Consider the following 20,311-nt stretch of genomic DNA (forward strand, 5'->3'; position numbering starts at 1 on the left):
GTGGCTCAGGTGGGCGGTGGGGCGGTGCTCTCGCGGATCATCAGCTCGGCGACCAGGTCGATGCGGCTGGTCGGCAGCGCGACGCCGCGCGCCAGGTCGAGCAGCATCTGGGTCGCCGTTCCGGCCATGTCGCGCAGCGGCTGGTTGACGGTGGTCAGCGCGGGACCGATCCAGGCCGAGACGGGCAGGTTGTCGTAGCCGACCACGGACAGGTCGCCCGGCACGTCCAGGCCGAGCTGCCGGGCGGCCCGCAGCACCCCCATCGCCTGGAGGTCCGACCCGGCGAAGACGGCCGTCGGGCGGTCCGGACGACTGAGCAACTGCATGCCGTGGGTGTAGCCGGCGTCGAGGTGGAAGTTGCCGAACCGGACCAGGTCGGGTGCGATCGGTACGCCCATCTCCTCGTGCGCGCAGCGGAACCCCGCCGTCCGGGCCCGCGCGCAGAGCACGTCGGGTGGACCGGAGATGATCGCGATCCGCCGGTGGCCGAGCTCCAGCAGGTGTCGGGTGGCCAGCAGGCCGCCGTTCCAGTTGTTCGAGCCGACCGCCGGCACCGTGGCGGCGCTGGCGCTGTCGTTGTCGATCACCACCACCGGGATCGACTGCCGGTCGAAGCGTCGTCGCTGCTGGTCGGTCAGGTTGCACATGACCAGCAGGACGCCGAGCGGACGCCGGGCGAGCACCGCGTCCACCCACGACGGCGGCGGTCGACGCGCGCCGCCGAGCTGGGAGAGCACCAGGTTGACCGGGGGCAGGGCGGCGACGGCCTCGACCCCGCGGATGATCTCCAGGGCCCAGTCCGAGCCGAACTCGTGGAACACCAGCTCGATCTGTCCCTCGCCGGACGACCGCCGGGCGCGTCGACGATAGCGGTGGCGCTCCAGGCTGGCCTCGACCCGCGCCCGGGTACCGGCGGCGACGTCGGACCGGCCGTTGAGGACCTTCGAGACGGTCGCCGCAGAGACCCCCACCTCCCGCGCGATGGTCGCGATGGTGGTGGAGCCGAGCACGTCCGGCGATCGGTTCTCCGTCATCCGGCCCTCTGCAAAGATCCCGAAAATTTCGGGGAACCATAGCATGGGATCCCGGCGATGGCGACGACGCCAGTCGATGTGGTGGCGAGAAGTACGAACGGTCGGAAATCGCTTGCCTGCACTGTCGGTGCCGTGTGGGCAGTCGCTTCACGGACCCTTGACACACTCCATCGACAGCCTTAGGTTCCCGACACAGGTGACGAACTGGTTTCCGAAAATTTCGAGAATCGCCGTCCGCAGCGGCGTCCATGTGGCCTGCCGAGACGACCTGCCCGGTGCGGCCAGAGGGGTTCGCATGACGAGTCAGCTACCTGTCGACGATCGATTGACGTCACCGGACGAGGATCGGTGGCGCGACCCGGCCCTGCGCCCCGACGAGCGGGCCGACGCGCTCATCCCGCTGATGTCGCTGGAGGAGAAGGTCGCCCAGTTGGTCGGCCTCTGGGTCGGCGCCGACGCCTCCGGCGAGGGCGTCGCGCCCCACCAGACCGACATGGTCGAGCACACTCCCCCTTGGACCGAGGCGATCCGGCACGGCCTGGGGCAGTTGACCCGGCCGTTCGGCACCGCGCCGGTCGACCCGGTCCTCGGCGCCCGGTCGTTGGCCGCCTCGCAGGCGCAGATCGTCGCGGCGAGCCGCTTCGGCATCCCGGCGCAGGTGCACGAGGAGTGCCTGACCGGCTTCGCCGCCTGGCGGGCCACCGTCTACCCGGCGCCGCTGAGCTGGGGCGCCGCCTTCGACCCAGAGCTGGTCGAGAAGATGGCCGACCGGATCGGCCGGTCGATGCGGGCAGCCGGCGTCCACCAGGGACTCGCCCCGGTGCTCGACGTGACCCGCGACTACCGGTGGGGACGCACCGAGGAGACCATCGGCGAGGACCCGTACCTGGTCGGGACCGTCGGCGCGGCGTACGTGCGGGGGTTGGAACGGGCCGGGGTGGTGGCGACCCTCAAGCACTTCGCCGGCTACTCGGCCTCCCGGGGTGGGCGCAACCTGGCGCCGGTGCCGATGGGGCGCCGGGAACTGGCCGACGTGATCCTGCCGCCGTTCGAGATGGCGTTGCGGCTCGGCGGCGCGCGCTCGGTCATGCACTCGTACGCCGAGATCGACGGGGTGCCGGTGGCCGCCGACGAGGAGTTGCTGACCGGGCTGCTCCGCGACCGGTGGGGCTTCACCGGGGTCCTGGTCGCCGACTACTTCGCCATCCGTTTCCTGCAGAGCCTGCACGGGGTGGCCGCCGACGCCGGGCACGCCGCCGGTCTGGCGTTGCGCGCCGGCATCGACGTGGAACTGCCCACCGTGGACGCGTACGGTGCCCCGCTGGTGGCGGCGGTCCGCTCCGGTGCCGTCGCGGAGGCGCTCGTCGACCGTGCGCTGCGCCGGGTGCTGATCCAGAAGATCGAGTTGGGGCTGCTGGACGAGGACTGGCAGGAGCTGCCGGCCGACGTCGACGAGCTGCGCCTGGACGACGAGGCCGGTCGGTCCGTCGCGCTGCGGCTGGCCCGCCAGTCCGTCGTCCTGCTGCGCAACTCCGACGGGGTGTTGCCGCTCGCCGCCGAGCGGCAGGTGGCCCTGATCGGCCCGGTGGCGGACGACCCGATGGCGATGCTCGGCTGCTACTCGTTCCCGCTGCACGTGGGGGTGCACCATCCCGAGCACGGCGTGGGGGTGGAGATCCCGTCGCTGCGTACGGCCCTCCAGCAGCGCCACCCGCGCCTGACGTACCTGCCGGGGACCGCCGTCACCGGTGACGACACCTCCGGCATCGCGGCGGCGGTCCAGGCCGCCGCCGAGGCCGACGTGGTCGTCCTGGCGGTCGGCGACCGGGCGGGCATGTTCGGCCGGGGCACCTCCGGCGAGGGCTGCGACGCCGTCGACCTCGACCTGCCCGGCGTGCAGGCCGAGCTGGTCCGTGCGGTGCTGGCCACCGGTACACCGGTGGTGCTGGTGGTGCTCTCCGGCCGACCGTACGCGCTCGGCGCGCAGATGGACGACGCCGCCGCCGTCGTGCAGGCGTTCTTCCCCGGGCAACTCGGCGGTCAGGCGCTGGCCGAGGTGCTCACCGGTGAGGTCAACCCGTCCGGGCGGTTGCCGGTCAGCGTGCCCCGGCACGGCGGCGGCCTGCCCGGCACGTACCTCTCCCCTCCGCTCGGCCACCGCACGCAGGTGTCGTCGGTGGATCCGACACCCGCGTTCCCGTTCGGGCACGGCCTGAGCTACACCACCTTCGAGTGGGGTGACGCCACGGTGGCCGGTGCCGACGAGGACGGACCCACGTCGTGGCCGGTGGACGGCACCGCCACGGTCGGCGTCACGGTCCGCAACACCGGCTCGTGGGCCGGCACCGAGGTGGTCCAGCTCTATCTGCACGATCCGGTCGCGCAGACCACCAGACCGGTGGTACGCCTGGTCGGCTACGCGCGGGTGCCGTTGCGACCGGGCGAGGCGGCCCGGGTCACCTTCGAGGTCCCCGCCGACGTCGCCTCCTTCACCGGGCTGCGCGGCCGACGCGTGGTGGAGCCCGGCGACGTCGAGCTGCGGCTGGCCCGCTCCAGCGGCGACCCGGTGGCGCGCCTGGCGCTGCGGCTGGTCGGCACCGAACGCGAGGTCGGCCCCGAGCGGGAACTGGTCTCGCGGGCCCGGGTCGCCCCCGCCACCCGGGGTCGGCGATGAGTGCCCCGGCCATGGTCACCGCACCGGCCCCCGACCCACCGGCGCGCCCGCCCGGCCCGCCACGCGCGGCCCGACGCACCTGGCGGCGGGCGCTGCGCCGGGACTGGCAGCTCTACTCGCTGGCGATCCTGCCGCTGCTGTTCTTCCTGATCTTCCGGTACCTGCCGATGCTGGGCAACGTGATCGCGTTCCGCCGGTTCCAGCCCGGCGGAAGCATTTTCGGCGAGTACTGGGTCGGGCTGCGGTACGTGAAGATGTTCCTGACCGACCCGACGTTCTGGAACGTCTTCACCAACACGCTGGTGCTCGGCGGGTTGACGCTGCTGTTCTGCTTCCCGCTGCCGATCGTGCTGGCGTTGCTGCTCAACGAGGTCCGGGCGCGTCGACTCAAGCGGTTCGTGCAGTCCGTGTCGTACCTGCCGCACTTCCTGTCGATCGTGATCGTGGCCGCCATGGTGATGCAGTTGCTCGCCATGGACGGCACGGTGAACTCACTGGTCACCTCCGCCGGTGGCGAGGCGGTACCGTTCCTGCAACGCCCCGAGTGGTTCCGGACCATCTACATCTCCTCCGAGGTCTGGCAGACCGTCGGTTGGGGCACCATCCTCTATCTCGCCGCACTGACCACCATCGACGAGGACCTGTACGAGGCGTCCCGCATCGACGGCGCGAACCGCTGGCGACAGACCTGGCACGTCACGCTGCCGGGGATCCGGCCGACCATGGTGACGTTGCTGATCCTCAACATCGGCACCTTCATGGCGGTCGGGTTCGAGAAGATCCTGCTGCTGTACAACCCGCTGACCTACCCGACCGCCGACGTGATCTCCACGTACCTGTTCCGGATGGGCTTCGGGTCCAGCAACTTCAGCTACGCCGCCGCGATCGGCCTGTTCGAGGCGGTGATCGGGCTGATCCTGGTGCTGTCGGCGAACCTGATCGCGCGTCGCACGGTGGGGACGAGCCTGTGGTGACCGTCGAACCCGCCGCCGCCCGACCGCGTCCCCGTCGGCGCAGGGGCATCCGGCAGTCCCGGGGCTACCGGGCGTTCCAGGTGGTCAACGCGATCGTGCTGACGCTGGTCGTGCTGGTGACGCTCTATCCGTTCGTCAACATCGTGGCCCGCTCGCTGAGCAGGGAGGCGTACATCATCGCGGGCGAGGTGAACCTGGTGCCGCGCGGGTTCACCGTCGACACGTACCGCCTGGTGTTGTCCGATTCGCTGTTCTGGACGAACTACCGCAACACCCTGGTCTACACGGTGACCGCCACGCTCATCTCGATCGTGCTCACCACCTGCTACGCGTACGTGCTGTCCAAGAAGGACCTCAAGGGGCGCGGTGCGCTGGTCGGTATCGCGGTGTTCACGATGTTCTTCTCCGGCGGCCTGATCCCCAACTACGTGCTGGTCACCAGCCTCGGCCTGAAGAACAGCGTCTGGGCCATCGCGCTGCCCAACGCGATCAACGTGTTCAACCTGCTGGTGATGAAGGCGTTCTTCGAGAGCCTGCCGAACGACCTGGAGGAGGCCGCCGCCGTCGACGGGCTGAACACGTACGGCATCCTGCTGCGGATCGTGCTCCCGCTGTCGAAGGCCATCGTCGCCACCATGGTGCTGTTCTACGCCGTGGCCTTCTGGAACTCCTGGTTCGCCGCCTTCCTGTACATGGACCAACAGGAGTTGTGGCCGGTGACCGTGTACCTGCGCAACCTGATCGCCGGTGCCACCGGCGCGGAGAACGTCGGTGCGATCGCCGAGGCCAACGAGGTGCAGGCCGAGGCGACCCTCAAGTCCGTGACCATCGTGCTCACCACCCTGCCCATCCTCCTGGTCTATCCCTTCGTCCAGCGGTACTTCGTCCGGGGCATCATGCTCGGCGCGGTCAAGGGCTGACCAGCGGTTCACCCCTGCTCCCACCACCACACCGAAAGGACCGCCATGCTCCGCAGATCGTGGCGCCAGGTGGCGATAGCCGCTGCCGCCCTGCTCACCGCCTCCAGCCTCGTCGCCTGTGGCGACGACCCGTCCGACAACCAGGACCTGTCGGAGAACCGGGCCGGCGCGATGGAGAACTACGCGGTCGGTACGCAGTTCACGGCCACCGAACCGATCTCCTTCTCCGTCCTCTACAACAACCACCCGAACTACCCGCTGAAGAACGACTGGCTGTTCTGGTCCGAGCTGACCTCCCGGACCAACGTCACGCTGGAACCGGTGGCGGTGCCGCTGAGCGACTACAACCAGAAGCGCAGCCTGCTGATCGGCGCCGGGGACGCGCCGCTGCTGATTCCCAAGACGTACCCGCCGGACGTGAACACGTTCGTCTCCTCCGGGGCGATCCTGCCGGTCAGCGACTACCTCGATCTGATGCCGAACCTCAAGGAGAAGATCGAGAAGTGGAACCTCAAGCCTGAGATCGACACGCTCCGCCAGCAGGACGGCAAGTTCTATCTGCTGCCCGGCCTGCACGAGAAGCCCTGGCACGACTACTCGCTGGCGATCCGGACCGACATCCTGGAGGAGCTGAACCTGGAGATCCCGAAGACCTGGGACGAGCTCTACACCGTGCTCAAGGCGATGAAGACCGCCTACCCGGACGTCTACCCGTTCTCCGACCGGTGGAGCCAGCCCAACCCGGCCGGCAACCTGCTCAACCTGCTGGCCGTCACGCACGGGCTGGACGGGGCCGGCTGGAACTTCCAGCACATGAGCTGGAACGCGCAGGCGCAGAAGTTCGAGTACACCGGCGCCACCGAGCACTACCGGCACGTGCTGGAGTACCTCAACAAGCTGGTCGCCGAGAAGCTGCTCGACCCGGAGAGCTTCACCCAGACCGACGACGCCGCCCGGCAGAAGCTCGCCAACGGCAAGTCCTTCGTGATCAGCGCGAACGCCCAGGCCGTGGTGAACGACTACCGGCCGGACCTGGCCGCGACCAACCCGAAGGCGAAGATCGCCAAGATCCCGCTGCCGGTCGGGCCGGCCGGTGAGATCAACCCGTCCAGCCGCCTGGAGAACGGGATGATGATCTCGTCGAAGGCGCGGGACAGCAAGAACTTCGTGGCCATGATGCAGTTCGTCGACTGGCTCTGGTACTCCGACGCCGGCCAGGAGTTCGCCAAGTGGGGCGTGGAGGGCACCACCTTCGTCAAGGACGCCTCCGGCAAACCCACCCTGGCCCCCGACGTCAACGTCATCGGCCTCAACCCGAGCGCGCCCAAGCACCTGCAGAAGGACTTCGGCTTCTACAACGGCGTGTTCGCCTACGGTGGCAAGCCCGAGCTGGTCCAGGCGTTCTTCTCCCCCGAGGAGCAGGAGTTCCAGCAGGTGATGAACGCCCGGACGCCGAAGTCACCGCCGCCGCCGTACCCGCTCGACGACGAGGAACGCGAGCAGGTGTCGCTCTGGGAGACCCCGCTGCGTGACCACGTCTACCAGGCCACCCTCCAGTTCGTCCTCGGCCAGCGGGACCTCGGCCAGTGGGACGCCTACCTGGCGGAGCTGAAGGGCAAGAACATGGACGCGTACGTCGAGCTGGCGAACAAGGCGTACGAACGCTACAAGGAGGCCAACGGCTGACCCCCGGGCCGGTCCGATCGTGTCGGTGCGACCGGACCGGCCACTCTCCCGCCCCCGCGAGCCCCCGAGGACGAGGATGCGCAGCACTGTTGTCGGCCACACCGCGCCCTACGGGAACGAGAGCCGCCTGCGCGGCCAGGAGCGGCCGTGAGCGCCGTGGTGCGGGAGTTCGGCGACGGGCCGCTGTCGCGGGGTGCGGCGCTGGTCTACACGCTGCTGGTGGTCGAGGTGCTGCTGCTGGTCTGCGCGGCGCCCGGCCTGGTCGCCCTGTTCGCGCTGGAACGGCATCCGAGCAACCTGCCGCTGGTCGCGCTCTGTGCGGTGCCACTCGGCCCGGCGCTGTCCGCCGCGCTGTACACGCTGCACCACCAACGCCTCGACCTGACCGACCTGCACCCGGGGCGGCTGTTCCGGCGCGGCTACCGGGCCAACCTGATCGGTGCGCTGCTGGTCTGGGTGCCGACGCTGGTGTGGCTGACGATCATCGCGGTGAACCTGGTCAACCTGCCGGTGGCCGGGGTACCCGGCTGGTGGGTGGTGCCGCTGGTGGCGGTCGGGGTCGGGGTCGCCGTGGTCGGGGTCAACGCGCTGGTCATCACCTCGCTGTTCGCGTTCCGGCTGCGGGACGTGCTGCGGCTGGCCGCCTACTTCGTGAGCCGAACCCCGGTGGTGGCGGTCGGTACCGCGTTGTTGCTGGTGGCGGCGACCGCGCTGACGCTGGTCGCGTCGGAGGCGGCGACCGCGGCCCTGGGGTCGCTGCTGGCGCTGGCGTTGGTCCGCGGCACCGCGCCGATGACCGACGCCATCCGCGAGGAGTTCGTACGGGGTGCGTGATTCGTACGGGGTGCGTGAAAGGAAGGGCACCTTTCTAACGTCTCGTGCATAGCAGGGGTCCCCTCCTTACACCTCACCCGAGCGCTTCCGACGCGCGACGGCGCGGGCGTGCGCGATCGCCAGCAGCCGGTCGATCTCGGGCAGCATCTGCGGGCCGGGCATGACGATGCCGACGAAGCCCTGCCGGGCGTACGCGGGATGCGGCAACACGGTGTCCAACCGGGCGAGGTCGTACTCGTGCCGGTGCTGCGGGAAGTCGCCGGGCGGGAACCCGAACAACCGCGTGAACTCGGTCCGGCCCACGTCGAGGTTGAGCCGGAAGACACCGGGTCGGTCGAGCCCGGAGTCCTCGTCGAAGCCGGGCACGTCACGTTCCACGATGGTGGCGAACGGCCGCCGGTGGTCCGGGCCGACGGAGAAGAACCGGTCGCCCCAGGCACCCTCCGGCGCCCCGTTCTCCGCGCCCGCCACGAGTTGCGTGGTGCCGGGCAGCGCCAGGATCCGTTCGGCGAGCATCGCCGGGCCGGTGCCGGTCGGCACGTGCAGCAGCGCGTCCGCGTGCTCCACGGTCGCCTGCTCCAGCGGGAAGTAACGGTAGTCGTGGGCCCGCTTCTCGGCGGGACGCACCGTCGCGGCGGCGACGTAGCGGGGCAGGTCGCCGTCGCGGCGAAGGGCTGCCTCGAAGGAGGCGGGCTCGGGCGTCCCGATGCCGAGCGCCGGGCTGACGCCGAGGCTGCCGACCACCACCGCGTACCCGTCGCCGAGCAACGAGCCGGCGATGGCACCGGCGCTGAACCAGGTGACCTCGACACCGGCCATCGTCATGGTGCCCGGCTCCCGTTGCAGGTGCCGGTTGTGCGCGAAGACCAGGGTGGGCCCCCGGTCCGCCTCGGCCGCACGGATCGCGAGCAGGTTCTCCGCCATCAGCGCGTCCCGGACCGCCACCAACCGGGCGAAGCGCTCCTCCCGGCCCAGTGGCGCGGCGGCCGTCGCGTGGTAGCGCAGCACCGCGACCGCCGCCGTGGCCTGCGCGTACGCCGCCCGCCAGCCGCCCGGCCGCCGGGGCGCGTGCAGGTACAGCTCGGTCAGCAGGTCGTCGGCGAGCACCCGCAGGCGCTGCGCCTCGGGCGTGTCGCCCACCGACCGCCCCGGTTCCCAGATCGCCTCCTGGTCGCTCCACCGGGTCTCGTCGCCCACCAGGGCGTCGATCTCGGCCGTCCGGTCCCGACCCAGGAACTCACAGACCCGGAGCAGGAAGCGGCGGGGGCTGGGGGCACCGGTGATCTCCAGCGGGGCGTCGAAGCCGTGGAACGTCAGGCGCTCGGCCGCCGACCGCCCCGCGTTGTACTCCCGCATCCGCACCAGCAGGTCCCGGTTGGCCGGGGCGTCACCGAACCCGTGGCTGAACCCCTCGGCGAGCGCGCGGTCCAGGGTCACCGTGGCGCAGCCCCGCACGAACTCGTCGGCGACCAGCCCGGCGGCCCGGTCGCTCTCCAGCGCGATCGACCGGTAGCCGCGCTGCGCCAGCGTCAGGAACAGCTCGTTGCGGATCTGGAGGAAGGCGGATTCGCCGTGTGTCGGTTCGCCGAGCGCGAGCAGGGTCGGCGGTACGGGGAGCAGGTCCAGGAGATCTGTCATTCCATCGACCGTATCGCTGAACCGCCTGTTGAGACTTTGGCGCAGACTGGCACGGTGAACGCGGTGCAACCCTCAAACGGTGGGACACGTCGACCGATCGACCTGGCCCGCCCGCACGGGCTGTCCGCGCAGGCGGTCCGCAACTACGAGCGGGACGGGATCCTGCCGCCCGCCGAGCGCAGTCCGACCGGATACCGCAGGTACACCGAGCGGCACGCCCGCGCGCTGGACGCGTACCTGGCGTTGATCCGGGGGCACGGGCACGCGGCGAGCGGCGAGATCATGCGCGCCGTGCACCGGGGCGAGATCGACACGGCGCTGCGGATCATCGACCAGGGCCACGCTCTGCTGCACCGGGACCGGGAGACGCTCGACGCGGTCGAGGCGGCGGTGGCGGTCCTCGTCGGGGCCACGCCCGAACCGCGCCGTCGCACGGGGATGCCGATCGGTGCCGTGGCGCACCGGCTCGGCGTACGCCCGGCGACCCTGCGCAAGTGGGAGCGGGCCGGCGTGCTGCGGCCGGACCGTGACCCGGCGACCCGCTACCGCGTCTACTCCCCCGACGACGTGCGGGACGCCGAACTCGCTCACCTGCTGCGGCGCGGCGGATACCGGCTCGACCACATCGCCGACGTGCTCCGCCGGGTACGCGCCGCCGGGGGCACCGCACCGCTCGCCGCGTCCCTGCACGGCTGGCGGGAGCGGCTCACCGTACGCGGGAGGCACCTGCTCACCGGCGCGGCGCGGCTCGCCGCGTACCTGGATCCGGCGGCGGAGACGACGCTGCCCGGCCGGTGAGGGCTACTCACCGACCGGGCAGTCGTGCCGGTTCCGGGTCAGGAGGTCAGGTCCCCGAGGCCCTTCATCATCTCGGCGAAGTCGGTGGTCTCCGCCGCCGGCGGGGTCTCGATGTTCACCGGCTTGCCGTAGTCGGTGTAGTCGACGGTAATGTCGCCGAGGTTGCCGGTGACGACCTTGGCCCGACGGGGCTGGTACTGCCCGTCGACCCAGAGGTCGATGGTGACCTCCTTGACACCCTGCTTGGCCAGCTCCTGCTCGACGCCCTTACGCATCTCGGCGTCGATCTGCTGGAGGTACTCCTCGATCGACTGGGTCACGGTGTAGTGGACGGTGTCCACCCCGTTCACGTTCTCCTCACCCACGACCGTGACGTTCTCGCTGGCGAGCAGCGCCTTGACCTGCTTGGTCGGGTCGACGTCCTCAAGCTGCTTGGTGAAGTCCATGCCGGCCTGCGCACCGGCCGCACCCACATCGATCTTCAGCCAGCGCTTGCCGCCCATGCTGGCGCGGTCGGCCTCCGGGACCTCGACGTAGACCGCGGTCTCGATCATCCGGATGGTCGTCGGCTTGCCGTCCGAGTCGGTGGTCGTCATCTCGACCTTGATCGGGTCACGCAGATCGATGACACCCTGCGCGGTGATCTTCTCGCCGCCCGCCGTGCCCTGCATCGACATGGTCACCGAGTCGCTGGACTCGGTCTTCTCCACGGTCTTCTGCAGCGACCCCTTGAAGTCCTTGGCGAGCTGCTCCAGCACGTTCGGCTGCGCCGCAGCATCCGAGTCGGACGACGAACCGCCGCCGCAGGCGGTCATCGCGAGTGCCGTGAGCGCGGAGACCGCCACGACGGCGACCCTCTTGGACAGTGACAACTGACAGCCCCATTCCCTGGACAACGCTGGGGGACCTCCCCCAGGCAGACCGCCGACACGCTACCGGAGTCGGTCAACCCCCACCGACTCCGCCCGGCCTCAGAACAGCGGACGACCATACGTGTCCGGCACTCCGGACTTGCGATGGAAGTACGCGTTGACCTGATCGCACCACTCCTGGGCACTGCGTCGTTGCTCGGCCAGACGCTCATCCACCCGGGCGTACACGGCCGGGTCGACCAGCCCGGCCAGCGCCGCCCAGCGGTCACTCATCGCCGTCACCTCGGCGACCCCGGCGAAGTGCGTGTCGTAGATGTGCTGCACCACGGTGCTCCCGCTGTGCAGCACGTGGTCGTAGCGGACGTGGTGGAAGAAGAGCAGCAGCTCGTCGGGGCACTGCTCCACCGACTCGTACACCTGCGACCAGGGCGGCGGGTACTGGCCGGTGAAGCCGGTGCCGGTGGCCCGGGTCCGGTCCACGCCCACCCCGTTCCGGTCGGCGAAGTGGTAGGTGCCCCATCTCGTGTACTCGTACCCGTCGACGTCCGGACCGTAGTGCAGCCCGGGTCGCACCATGAAGCCCACCCCGAGCGGGGCGGTGTACCGCTCGTAGGTGCGCCACGAGTCGTCCATGATCTCGTGCAGCGTCCGCCGCAGCAGCTCGGGATCGGCACCGGCCGCCGGATCGAAGGTCAGGTCGATCCACTCGTCGAGCACCTCCTCCGGACGCAGGCGCGGGTCCCAGGCGAGCCGGCCGTAGGCGTACAGGTTGGCCTGGGCCAGCGGGTGACCGGTCCAGAACGGGTCGTCGCCCACGTTGGAGACGGCGGCCAGTCCACCGCCGTCGGCGGCCACGTCGGCGACCGTCGGCCCGTCCTCGCCCCACGGCGTGAACCGCAGCACCTCGTGCCACCACGGCGCCAGATAGCAGACGTGCCGCTGCTGGCCGGTGTACTCCTGGGTCACCTGGAACTCGACCGCCAGCCGGGTGCCCGGCATCGCCGCGATCACCGGGGAGACCGGCTCCCGCGTCTGGAAGTCCACCGGACCGTGCTTGACCTGCACGACCACGTTGTCCCGGAAGCGACCGTCGAGCGGGGCGAAGGTGTCGTGGGCGGCGCGGGCGCGGTCGGTGGAGCGGTCCCGCCAGTCCTGCCGGTGGTTGTAGACGAAGGCCCGCCAGTGCACCACGCCCCCGTACGGCGCCAGCGCCTCGGCCAGCAGGTTCGCCCCGTCGGCGTGGTCACGGTCGTAACTGAACGGGCCGGGCTGTCCCTCCGAGTCGGCCTTCACCAGGTAGCCGCCGAAGTCCGGGATGCGGTCGTACACCCGGGCGGTGGTCTCCGCCCACCAGGCGGCCACCTTCTCGTCGAGCGGGTCGGCGGTGGACAGCCCACCGACCATCACCGGCGCGGCGAAGTTCACCGACAGGTGCACCCGGATGCCGTACGGGCGCAGGTCGTCGGCGATCTCGGCGACGTCGTCGAGCCGGTCGGTGAGCAGCCGCGCCTCGGTGGCGTGCACGTTGACGTTGTTCACCGACACGGCGTTGATCCCGCACGCCGCCAGCAGCCGCGCGTACGCCCGCACCCGGGCCCGGTCCGGGTGCGCCCGGCCGTCCCGCCAGAGGATCGACCCACCGGCGTACCCGCGTTCGACCTGGCCCATCACCGGGTGCACGTCGACGTTGTCCCAGTGGTCCAGCATCCGTCGCCGCATCACCGGCCGGTACGCCCGCGCCGGATGCGGAGCGCCGAACGCCGCCTCACCGAGCCGGACCACGTGGAACAGCCCGTAGAGCAGTCCCGCCGGTTCGTCGGCCAGCACCACCGTGACCTCGCCGTGGCGCACGACCGCGTACCCCTCGTCGCCGAGCGGCCCGCCCCCGGCGGCGGCCAGGTCGGCCCGCGCGGCGTCGAGGACCCGTTGCGTCCCGTCGTCGTCCACGACGGACGGTGTGCGGTCGGACGGCGCGGTCCCGCCCGGCCGACCGGCGGTCCCGGTCAGGGCGAGGACGAGGTGGGCGGGTGGGCCGTCGGCGGAGCGGCGGAACGTGCCGCCGTGCGTGGCGCAGGCGAGTCGGACCTCGTGCAGCACCGTGTCGACGAGCAGGCCGTCGCCGTGGACGAGCGTGTGCCGGGCACCGACGGCGCGGAACGCGGCCGGCGGTAGCCAGGCGGGATGGACGTCGGTCGGGTCGGGGCCGGTGTGCTCCGGGCGAATCCGTCGCATTGCGCAGATCGTAACCATCTTGATCGATGCGTCAAGGTCCTTCCGGAACCTTTCGGCCGGTACCGACCGCAGCGTCCAACAGCCGGGCCAACTCCGCCGGGGTCCGTGGCCGGGCCCCGGCCAGGTCGGGCACGCGGTCCAACAGCCGGTGCACCACCGGCGCCCACGCCGGAGTCAACGCGGCACCGTCGAGCAGGTCCCCGCCGCCCAACTCGGCACCGCTCACGCCCTGCCGGATCCGGCCGCCCGCCACCAGCACCCGCTCGTCGGCCCACCGGTATGCCAGGTCCACGTCGTGCGTGGCCAGCAGCAGCGTGGTGCCGGCCCGGTGCAGGGCGTCGAGCGTCCGCAGCAGCGCCTCCACCCCCGACGGGTCCAGCCCGGCGGTCGGCTCGTCGAGGATCAGCACCCGGGGTCGCAACGCCACCGCTCCGGCGATCGCCACCCGCTTGCGCTGCCCGTACGACAGCAGGTGGGTGGGACGGTCGGCGAGGTCGGTGATCTCCAACGCGGCCAGCGCCTCGGCACAGCGCTGCCGCACCCGCGCGTCGTCCAGACCGAGGTTGACCGGCCCGAACGAGACGTCCTGGAAGACGGTCGCAGCGAACAACTGGTCGTCGGGATCCTGGAGCACCAACTGCACCTGCTGGCGGACGTCGAGCAGCCCGGCCCGGGTCCGACGCAGCGGCACCCCGCCGACCAGCACCGTGCCCGAGTCGACGGCCGACGCGCCGACCATCAGCCGGAACAGGGTCGTCTTGCCGCCGCCGTTGGGCCCCAGCACGGCCATCCGCCGCCCGGCCGGCACCCGCAGGTCGACGTCGGTCAGCACCGGACGGTCCGCCTCGTACCCGAAGCTGACCCCGCGCAGCTCCAGCAGCGGCGGGTCACCGACCTCGCGCGGCTCCGACAGGGGCGGGTCGCCGCTCACCCGAACACCACCAGCAGCCGGGTGGACAGCACCACCGCCGCCAACAGCAGCACGGTGACCGCCAGGAACGCCACCGACGGTTGCCGCACCTCGGTGCGTACCGCCAACGAGCCGGTGTAACCGCGCAGCGCCAACCCCTCCTCCCACCGCCGGGCCAGCGAGAACGCCCGGACGAAGACCGCGCCGGCCTGCCCGGCCAGCGACCGGTAGGTGCTGGCCCAGGTCCGGTAGCCCAGCCGGGCCGCCTGGGCCTGCCGCACCGCGTGCACGCTCTCCAACAGCAGGAACAACATCCGGTAGATCAGCGCGGCCACCTCGGTGACGGCGCTGGGCACCCCGAGACGCTGGAGCCGGGGCAGCACGTCGGCAAGCGGCGTGGTGGCGGCGAACAGCAGCAGACAGAGCAACGCGGCGCAGGCTCGACCGGCGGTCGTGGCGGCCGTCGCCACCCCCTCCGGCGCCCACCGCACACGCGTCGGGCCGGAGACCGCCACCAGCATCGGCACCGAACCGGTCAGGATGAACAACAGCGGCGTCCGGGCCGCCCGGACCAGCAGGCGCGGCGGCAACGCCGCCGGCCCGAGCAGCGCCACCGTCGCGGTCAGGCCCACCACCAGGGCGCCCGGCCACGGCGGCAGGAGCAGCGCACAACCCAGCAGCCCCAGGGCCAACAGGGCCTTCTCCGCCGGGTGGCGGCACCGCCAGGGGCTGGCGTACGCCGCCACGTCCAACGCGAGCACTAGTCGGTGGTCTTCTCCCCGGTCGCGGACTGCTCGCCACGCAGCCGCTGCCGGGTCCGGGCGACCCCGAAGTAGTAGCCGAGGAAACCGGCCCCGAGGGCGGCCTGGAGCGCGAACAACGCCGACTCGATCTCACCCGACGGCGGCTCGTAGATCGAGCTGAACCACGGCTCGTAGTCGGGATGGTCGTTGACGATCGCCTCCTCGGCGAGGGCGTCGGCACCGGTGAACGGCTCATCGCCGCTGCCCAGCCCCAGCACCAGCGGCGCCACCGCCAACGCCACCACGGCGAGCAGCAACAACAGGTTGGTCCGGCCGAACGACTTCACGCCACCGCTCCCTCGGTCGTCGGGGCCGGACGGCGCAGTACGCCGAGCCGGCGGAGTTCCTGCGGACTCACCCGGACCAGCAACCGCACCACCAGGACGGTGAGCAGCCCCTCGCTGATCGCCAGCGGGATCTGGGTGACCGCGAAGATGGACCCGAACTTGGCAAGCGCGCCGACGAAGCCCGAATCCGGGTCGGGGAAGGCCAACGCGAGCTGCGCACTGGTCACGCAGTAGGTCGCCAGATCGGCCAGGGCGGCGGCGAAGAACACCGAGATGCCGAGGCCGCCACCGAGCCGGCGGACCAGCGCGTACACGCCGAAGGCCACCCAGGGGCCGACGATGGCCATCGAGAAGACGTTCGCGCCGAGCGTGCTCAACCCGCCGTGCGCCAGCAGGAGTGCCTGGAACAGCAGCACGATCGTGCCGAGCACACTCATCACCGGTGCCCGGAACAGGATCGCCCCGAGCCCCACACCGGTCGGATGGGAACAGGAGCCGGTCACCGAAGGGATCTTCAGCGCCGACAGGACGAAGGTGAACGCCCCGGCCGCGCCGAGCAACAGCTTCGCGTCGGGATTCGCGCGGACCTGCTGGACCAGGTTGCGTGCACCGTGGATGACGAACGGCGTCGAGACCGCGAACCATGCCGCCGCCTGCACCGGTGGTAGGTAGCCCTCAGCGATGTGCATGAGTCGACCTCCCCTTCCAACACCTCGTGGACGAGATCACACGTCGGGGTCGGTCTCCTGGCTCCCGGATCGTCGCGAACTCCGGCCTTCCCAGGTCCTCCACGGACCCAGTGGCGTACAAGTCGGAGTGAACTCCCCGGTCACAGTGGCGAGGGCCGCGCCGGTCTCACACCGGCTTCCCATTACCGCGACGGCGAGACGTTATCCGTTCCGCGCACCGGCGCACAAGACTCGTCGATACCCCGACGACCGTACTCGGGTGAAGAGTGCCGTTTGTCACGACGATTCCCGGGTAGACGCCAGATCCGTTGCGAGAAAGGGGCCGGCGGGTTGGACGAGAACGAGTTCATCGACTCGGTGGCGAACCGCACCGGCGCGTCGACGGAGCAGGCGACCGCCATCGCGCGCGCAACCCTGACCACGCTGGCCGAGCGGATCGACGGAGGCGAGGCCCGGGACCTGGCCGAGCAACTCCCGGAAGGGCTGCGGGCGTACACGTTCGCGCCCAGCGAGACCGCCGAACGCTTCGGGCTCGACGTGTTCGTCCAACGCGTCGGCGGCCGGGCCGACGTCGACCCCGACCTGGCCGAGGCCGGCATCCGGGCGGTCCTGGACACCATTCGAGGTGACGTCGCCCCCGCCGCATACGACGACGTCATCGCGAACCTGCCGGCCGAACTGTGGCAGGTGGCCAACCCGGCGCCGTCCTACGACGCGCAGCGCGACCGCGGCTAGCGGATCACCGGCCGGTCAGGTGGGGCGCCGGCTCCACGTACACCGGCAGGTGATCGCCGGCCTGCGCACAGAACAGGGCGACCTCGTACGCCATGTCCCCGACCTCCGCCGAACCGTCGATACCGACGGTGAGGATCGCCCCGTTGCCGGCGGTGGCGTGGAACAGGAACGCCCGCGACATCTGCACCACCACCTGATGCAGCTCGCCGTTGCCGCACAATCGTGCGGCGGCCAGACCCAACGCCTGAAGCCCACAGACCACACTGGACAGTTGCTCGGCGATCTCCTCGTCGATGCCCCGCGAGGCCCCCAGCATGATGCCGTCCGGGGAGAGCACCACCGCGAACTTGGCACCGGGCACCCGATCCACGATGTCGTCGAGCGCGGCGTTGAGGTTCTCGGCGGTGACCAGGGCATGGGTCATAAGGCGCTGTCCTCTCGTCGAAACTCCTACGTTCGTACCAGAGAAGACGCGGTGTCAGGGGCCCTACGTTCCCCCGAACCTGTTCCCTGATCCCCCTAACGTACGACGCCGCTGGTCACCCTAATCGGACGGGTCGGACGTCACGGTCACACCGAGAACCGTTCCTCTGACCGACCGTGATGTAAGGAGGGGTCCCCTGCTAACGCCTCGTGCATAGCAGGGGACCCCTCCTTACATCCACACCTCGCCCGGCGGCCTCATGTCGCGGCGGTTGCCTACGGTGATCAGAATGGCGGGATGACGCGTACCCGCTGGACTGCCCTGATCGCGGTGGCCGCTCTCGCGACGGTCGCCGGCTGCTCCGACGGGGCGGAGTCGGAGTTGCCGGTGCGGGCAGCGCCGTTGCCGGCCGAGGTGCGGGGGCTCGGTGCGGCGGTGCTGGCGGTGCCGGTGGCGGACGAGCGGCGCAGCGACCTGGTCGGGCTGCTGGCGGTGGACCGGTTCGGGGACGACGTGGCGGGGCTGACGCCGGTCCGGCGGCACGTCGACCTCGCCCTGGGCGATCCCCGGTTCCCGACGGTCGCGCGGGGCCTGGCGGAGGACCGCCGGGACGCGCTGCTCGTGGGCGGGCGGTTGCGGGATGTCACGCTGCCCGAGCACACGTACGCCCGGGAGGTCACCGGCGTCGGCGTCGGGCTGGCGATCACCGGCTCCCGGTGCCTCACGGTGACCGGCGCGGGGGCGATCGCGCAGCCGTCGGTGGAGGCGTCCTGTTCTGCCGCCGAGTTGGGTGGTGTGGTGTGGCAGGACCGGCCGCGCACCGGGTACGGCGGGATCGACCTGGAGACCGGGGCGGCGAGTGCGCCCATGACGTTGCCGTCGTACCCGATCGCTGCCAGCGCGGACGGCCGCTACCTCGCCGCGCCCAGCAAGGAGCGGCCCCGGCGGCTCGTCGTGGCAGACACCTCGAACGGGCGGTCCCGGCCTACCGTCACGCTCGGCAGCGGCACGGTTCAGGGGGCGATGACAGAGGGCGGCTTCGCGGTGCTGCACCTTCTCGACCAGCGGCGGGCGGTCAGTGTGGTGGCCCCGGACGGTGACGTGCGGACCCTGCTCACCCCGGTCGGGGAGGTCGCCTTCGCCCCGGACGGGCGACGGGCCGTGGTGGTGGACACCCGCTCCGGCAGCAACCGGCTCGCCGTGCTCGATCTCACCTCGGGTGCGGTCACGCCGGTGGCGGACCTGCCGCCGATGACGGGGTCAGTGACCGCGACGGTGTCCGGGGACACCGCCCTGGTCGTCGACGTGCCGTTCGGGCCGGACAGCGGCGAGCCGACGCCGCGCCCCACCCGCGCCTGGTCGGTGCGGCTCTCCGAGGCCACCGCGACCCCGCAGCCGGGCTCGCCCGCCGCGGCGGCGGTGCTGGTACGCAAGACCGACACCCCGCCGGCCGTCGCGTCGGCGGTGTCGGCGTTGCTGTTCCAGCCGGGCGGCGAGACGCTGACCCTCGATCCCGACGGTACGGTGACCACCGCCCCGCCGGGCGCCACGCCCACCGCGAGCCTCGGTGGCGGTGCGGTGCTGCACACGGTGGTCGATTCCGACGGCGAGGAACGTGCCGACCGGGTGCTGGTGACCGACGGGTCGGGCGCGGCGACCGAGGTGCCCACCGGTGCCGGTGACGACCAGCGGGTCGACCGGGTGATCCTCACCCCGGACGGCGGTCACCTGCTGATCTCGCTGCGGCCCACCCGTCCCCGGGGGCAGCCGGGTGACCTCGACGCCGTGGTGGTCGTGCGCCGCGACGGCTCCGGCGAACCGGTCGTCGTCTACCGGGGTGCGGTGCTGGCCGGCCTCGGCGTGGCGCAGACGAGCACCCCGTGACCGGGACGGTGTCGCGTGCTCAGTGCATCGCCTGGGTGCCGATGACGGCCAGCAGTTCCAGCTTCTCGTAGCTCTCGCTGCCGGGTACGGCGGTGTAGACCAGCAGCGAGTGGCCCTGCCCCGGGTCGACGAGCACCTGGCAGGTCAGCTCCATCATGCCCAGCTCAGGGTGGACGAAGTGCTTCACCTCGTGCGGGCGGACGCCGACCTCGTGGTCCTCCCAGACCCGCCGGAACTCGTCGCTCTCCGTCAGGAGCAGGTCGGCGAGGTGCGCGGCGCGGGAACCGGGACCGCGCAGCGTGACGACCTCGCGTAGCCCGGAGGCGAACATCCGGGTGAGGTGCGGATGGTCGCGGGGGTCGTAGCGGGCGCGGGTCTCCGGGTCGGTGAACCACCGGTAGCCGATGCTGCGGGCCGGGCCCTGATAGCGCGTCAGGTCGCCGGTGAGCGCGACGCCGAGCGGGGTCTGCCGGAGCGTCTCGCCGAGTTCGGTGACGACCTCGGCGGGGGTGTCGTGCAGGCGGTCGAGGATGCGCAGCAGGCCCGGGCTGATGTGTGTGCCGGCGGCGCTCGGCGCGGGCGGGTTGTGCCCGGCGAGCCGGAACAGGTGGTCGCGTTCGTCGAGGGAGAGGTGCAGGCCCTGCGCGATGGAGGCGATCATCTGCTCGGACGGTTGCGGGCCGCGTTCGCGTTCCAGCCGCGAGTAGTAGTCGGTCGACATGTGGCAGAGCGCGGCCACCTCCTCGCGCCGGAGCCCGCTCGTGCGGCGGCGTTGCCCGCGCGGCAGGCCGACGTCCGCCGGTTGCAGCGACTCGCGACGCCGTCGCAGGAACTGCGCCAGTCCGGTCCGGTCGATCGCCATGGGTGCCTCCTTCGGTGCCACCTCGTTTCTACCGCCAGCGTCGGTCGGTAGCCAC

At 71.3% G+C, this 20,311-nt stretch carries 18 protein-coding genes and 1 riboswitch; of the genes, 8 read left to right on the forward strand and 10 right to left on the reverse strand.

Annotated elements, in window-relative coordinates; all coding sequences use genetic code 11:
- Positions 1 to 5: 5 nt before the first annotated feature.
- On the reverse strand, positions 6 to 1,034 hold the full coding sequence (locus tag ACIBMZ_RS15440; RefSeq protein ID WP_396694091.1) for a LacI family DNA-binding transcriptional regulator: 1,029 nt from the start codon (positions 1,032 to 1,034) through the stop codon (positions 6 to 8).
- A gap of 295 nt (positions 1,035 to 1,329) precedes the next feature.
- Between ACIBMZ_RS15440 and ACIBMZ_RS15445 the strand changes: the two genes are divergently transcribed.
- The 5 genes from ACIBMZ_RS15445 to ACIBMZ_RS15465 all read left to right on the forward strand — a co-directional run bounded on the left by ACIBMZ_RS15445 (position 1,330) and on the right by ACIBMZ_RS15465 (position 8,122).
- The gene (locus tag ACIBMZ_RS15445; protein WP_396694093.1) at positions 1,330 to 3,708 is read left to right on the forward strand and encodes a glycoside hydrolase family 3 N-terminal domain-containing protein; all 2,379 of its coding nucleotides are present in this window, start codon (positions 1,330 to 1,332) and stop codon (positions 3,706 to 3,708) included.
- Positions 3,705 to 4,682 (forward strand): ABC transporter permease, encoded by a 978-nt coding sequence (locus tag ACIBMZ_RS15450; RefSeq protein ID WP_396694095.1) that lies wholly within the window; start codon positions 3,705 to 3,707, stop codon positions 4,680 to 4,682. The genes ACIBMZ_RS15445 and ACIBMZ_RS15450 overlap by 4 nt, the downstream gene beginning before the upstream one ends.
- Positions 4,679 to 5,602 (forward strand): carbohydrate ABC transporter permease, encoded by a 924-nt coding sequence (locus ACIBMZ_RS15455; RefSeq protein ID WP_396694097.1) that lies wholly within the window; start codon positions 4,679 to 4,681, stop codon positions 5,600 to 5,602. Before ACIBMZ_RS15450 ends, ACIBMZ_RS15455 begins: the two co-directional genes overlap by 4 nt.
- Positions 5,603 to 5,647: 45 nt before the next feature.
- Complete coding sequence (locus ACIBMZ_RS15460) at positions 5,648 to 7,288, forward strand: extracellular solute-binding protein (RefSeq protein WP_396694099.1); 1,641 nt, start codon at positions 5,648 to 5,650, stop codon at positions 7,286 to 7,288.
- Between the two features lie 147 nt (positions 7,289 to 7,435).
- Complete coding sequence (locus tag ACIBMZ_RS15465; protein ID WP_396694101.1) at positions 7,436 to 8,122, forward strand: hypothetical protein; 687 nt, start codon at positions 7,436 to 7,438, stop codon at positions 8,120 to 8,122.
- A gap of 66 nt (positions 8,123 to 8,188) precedes the next feature.
- Here the strand turns inward: ACIBMZ_RS15465 and ACIBMZ_RS15470 are convergent, their stop codons facing one another.
- Positions 8,189 to 9,760 carry a DUF6194 family protein gene (locus ACIBMZ_RS15470; protein WP_396694103.1) on the reverse strand — a complete coding sequence of 524 codons (1,572 nt, stop codon included), beginning with the start codon at positions 9,758 to 9,760 and terminating at the stop codon, positions 8,189 to 8,191.
- Positions 9,761 to 9,823: 63 nt separating this feature from the next.
- On the opposite strand from ACIBMZ_RS15470, the gene ACIBMZ_RS15475 reads away from it, so the two are divergent.
- Positions 9,824 to 10,558: a TioE family transcriptional regulator gene (locus ACIBMZ_RS15475; RefSeq protein ID WP_396694181.1), complete on the forward strand. Its 735-nt coding sequence runs from the start codon at positions 9,824 to 9,826 to the stop codon at positions 10,556 to 10,558.
- A gap of 38 nt (positions 10,559 to 10,596) precedes the next feature.
- On the opposite strand, the gene ACIBMZ_RS15480 is transcribed toward ACIBMZ_RS15475, so the two are convergent.
- From ACIBMZ_RS15480 to ACIBMZ_RS15505, 6 genes are all read right to left on the reverse strand, one after another.
- On the reverse strand, positions 10,597 to 11,403 hold the full coding sequence (locus tag ACIBMZ_RS15480) for a hypothetical protein (protein WP_396694105.1): 807 nt from the start codon (positions 11,401 to 11,403) through the stop codon (positions 10,597 to 10,599).
- A gap of 126 nt (positions 11,404 to 11,529) precedes the next feature.
- Positions 11,530 to 13,662: an alpha-glucuronidase gene (locus ACIBMZ_RS15485; protein ID WP_396694107.1), complete on the reverse strand. Its 2,133-nt coding sequence runs from the start codon at positions 13,660 to 13,662 to the stop codon at positions 11,530 to 11,532.
- Positions 13,663 to 13,693: 31 nt separating this feature from the next.
- Positions 13,694 to 14,593, reverse strand: coding sequence for an energy-coupling factor ABC transporter ATP-binding protein (locus tag ACIBMZ_RS15490; protein WP_396694109.1), 900 nt, complete (start codon positions 14,591 to 14,593; stop codon positions 13,694 to 13,696).
- Positions 14,590 to 15,333: a cobalt ECF transporter T component CbiQ gene (gene cbiQ, locus ACIBMZ_RS15495; protein ID WP_396694111.1), complete on the reverse strand. Its 744-nt coding sequence runs from the start codon at positions 15,331 to 15,333 to the stop codon at positions 14,590 to 14,592. The genes ACIBMZ_RS15490 and cbiQ overlap by 4 nt, the downstream gene beginning before the upstream one ends.
- A complete protein-coding gene (locus ACIBMZ_RS15500) occupies positions 15,333 to 15,662 on the reverse strand; it encodes an energy-coupling factor ABC transporter substrate-binding protein (protein WP_396694113.1) in 330 nt (109 codons plus the stop codon). The genes cbiQ and ACIBMZ_RS15500 overlap by 1 nt, the downstream gene beginning before the upstream one ends.
- The gene (locus tag ACIBMZ_RS15505; RefSeq protein WP_396694115.1) at positions 15,659 to 16,351 is read right to left on the reverse strand and encodes an energy-coupling factor ABC transporter permease; all 693 of its coding nucleotides are present in this window, start codon (positions 16,349 to 16,351) and stop codon (positions 15,659 to 15,661) included. Before ACIBMZ_RS15505 ends, ACIBMZ_RS15500 begins: the two co-directional genes overlap by 4 nt.
- A gap of 29 nt (positions 16,352 to 16,380) precedes the next feature.
- Positions 16,381 to 16,556, reverse strand: a riboswitch (cobalamin riboswitch).
- A gap of 125 nt (positions 16,557 to 16,681) precedes the next feature.
- Between ACIBMZ_RS15505 and ACIBMZ_RS15510 the strand changes: the two genes are divergently transcribed.
- On the forward strand, positions 16,682 to 17,086 hold the full coding sequence (locus ACIBMZ_RS15510; RefSeq protein ID WP_396694117.1) for a DUF2267 domain-containing protein: 405 nt from the start codon (positions 16,682 to 16,684) through the stop codon (positions 17,084 to 17,086).
- 4 nt (positions 17,087 to 17,090) lie between these two features.
- On the opposite strand, the gene ACIBMZ_RS15515 is transcribed toward ACIBMZ_RS15510, so the two are convergent.
- Positions 17,091 to 17,510: a roadblock/LC7 domain-containing protein gene (locus ACIBMZ_RS15515; protein ID WP_396694119.1), complete on the reverse strand. Its 420-nt coding sequence runs from the start codon at positions 17,508 to 17,510 to the stop codon at positions 17,091 to 17,093.
- A 297-nt stretch (positions 17,511 to 17,807) separates the two neighbouring features.
- Between ACIBMZ_RS15515 and ACIBMZ_RS15520 the strand changes: the two genes are divergently transcribed.
- Positions 17,808 to 19,394, forward strand: a complete 1,587-nt coding sequence (locus ACIBMZ_RS15520; protein WP_396694121.1) for a hypothetical protein — start codon at positions 17,808 to 17,810, stop codon at positions 19,392 to 19,394.
- Positions 19,395 to 19,413: 19 nt separating this feature from the next.
- Here ACIBMZ_RS15520 and ACIBMZ_RS15525 read toward each other — a convergent pair whose 3' ends face one another.
- Positions 19,414 to 20,256 (reverse strand): helix-turn-helix transcriptional regulator, encoded by an 843-nt coding sequence (locus ACIBMZ_RS15525; protein WP_396694123.1) that lies wholly within the window; start codon positions 20,254 to 20,256, stop codon positions 19,414 to 19,416.
- Between the last annotated feature and the right edge of the window lie 55 nt (positions 20,257 to 20,311).

It is taken from the genome of Micromonospora sp. NPDC049900 (genome assembly GCF_044461025.1).
Lineage (GTDB): Bacteria > Actinomycetota > Actinomycetes > Mycobacteriales > Micromonosporaceae > Micromonospora.

Coding starts and splice junctions, on each gene's coding strand:
- ACIBMZ_RS15440 (WP_396694091.1), bottom strand. CDS start 1,034: ATGACGGAGAACCGATCGCCGGACGTGCTCGGCTCCACCACCATCGCG.
- ACIBMZ_RS15445 (WP_396694093.1), top strand. CDS start 1,330: ATGACGAGTCAGCTACCTGTCGACGATCGATTGACGTCACCGGACGAG.
- ACIBMZ_RS15450 (WP_396694095.1), top strand. CDS start 3,705: ATGAGTGCCCCGGCCATGGTCACCGCACCGGCCCCCGACCCACCGGCG.
- ACIBMZ_RS15460 (WP_396694099.1), top strand. CDS start 5,648: ATGCTCCGCAGATCGTGGCGCCAGGTGGCGATAGCCGCTGCCGCCCTG.
- ACIBMZ_RS15470 (WP_396694103.1), bottom strand. CDS start 9,760: ATGACAGATCTCCTGGACCTGCTCCCCGTACCGCCGACCCTGCTCGCG.
- ACIBMZ_RS15485 (WP_396694107.1), bottom strand. CDS start 13,662: ATGCGACGGATTCGCCCGGAGCACACCGGCCCCGACCCGACCGACGTC.
- ACIBMZ_RS15505 (WP_396694115.1), bottom strand. CDS start 16,351: ATGCACATCGCTGAGGGCTACCTACCACCGGTGCAGGCGGCGGCATGG.
- ACIBMZ_RS15515 (WP_396694119.1), bottom strand. CDS start 17,510: ATGACCCATGCCCTGGTCACCGCCGAGAACCTCAACGCCGCGCTCGAC.
- ACIBMZ_RS15520 (WP_396694121.1), top strand. CDS start 17,808: ATGACGCGTACCCGCTGGACTGCCCTGATCGCGGTGGCCGCTCTCGCG.
- ACIBMZ_RS15525 (WP_396694123.1), bottom strand. CDS start 20,256: ATGGCGATCGACCGGACCGGACTGGCGCAGTTCCTGCGACGGCGTCGC.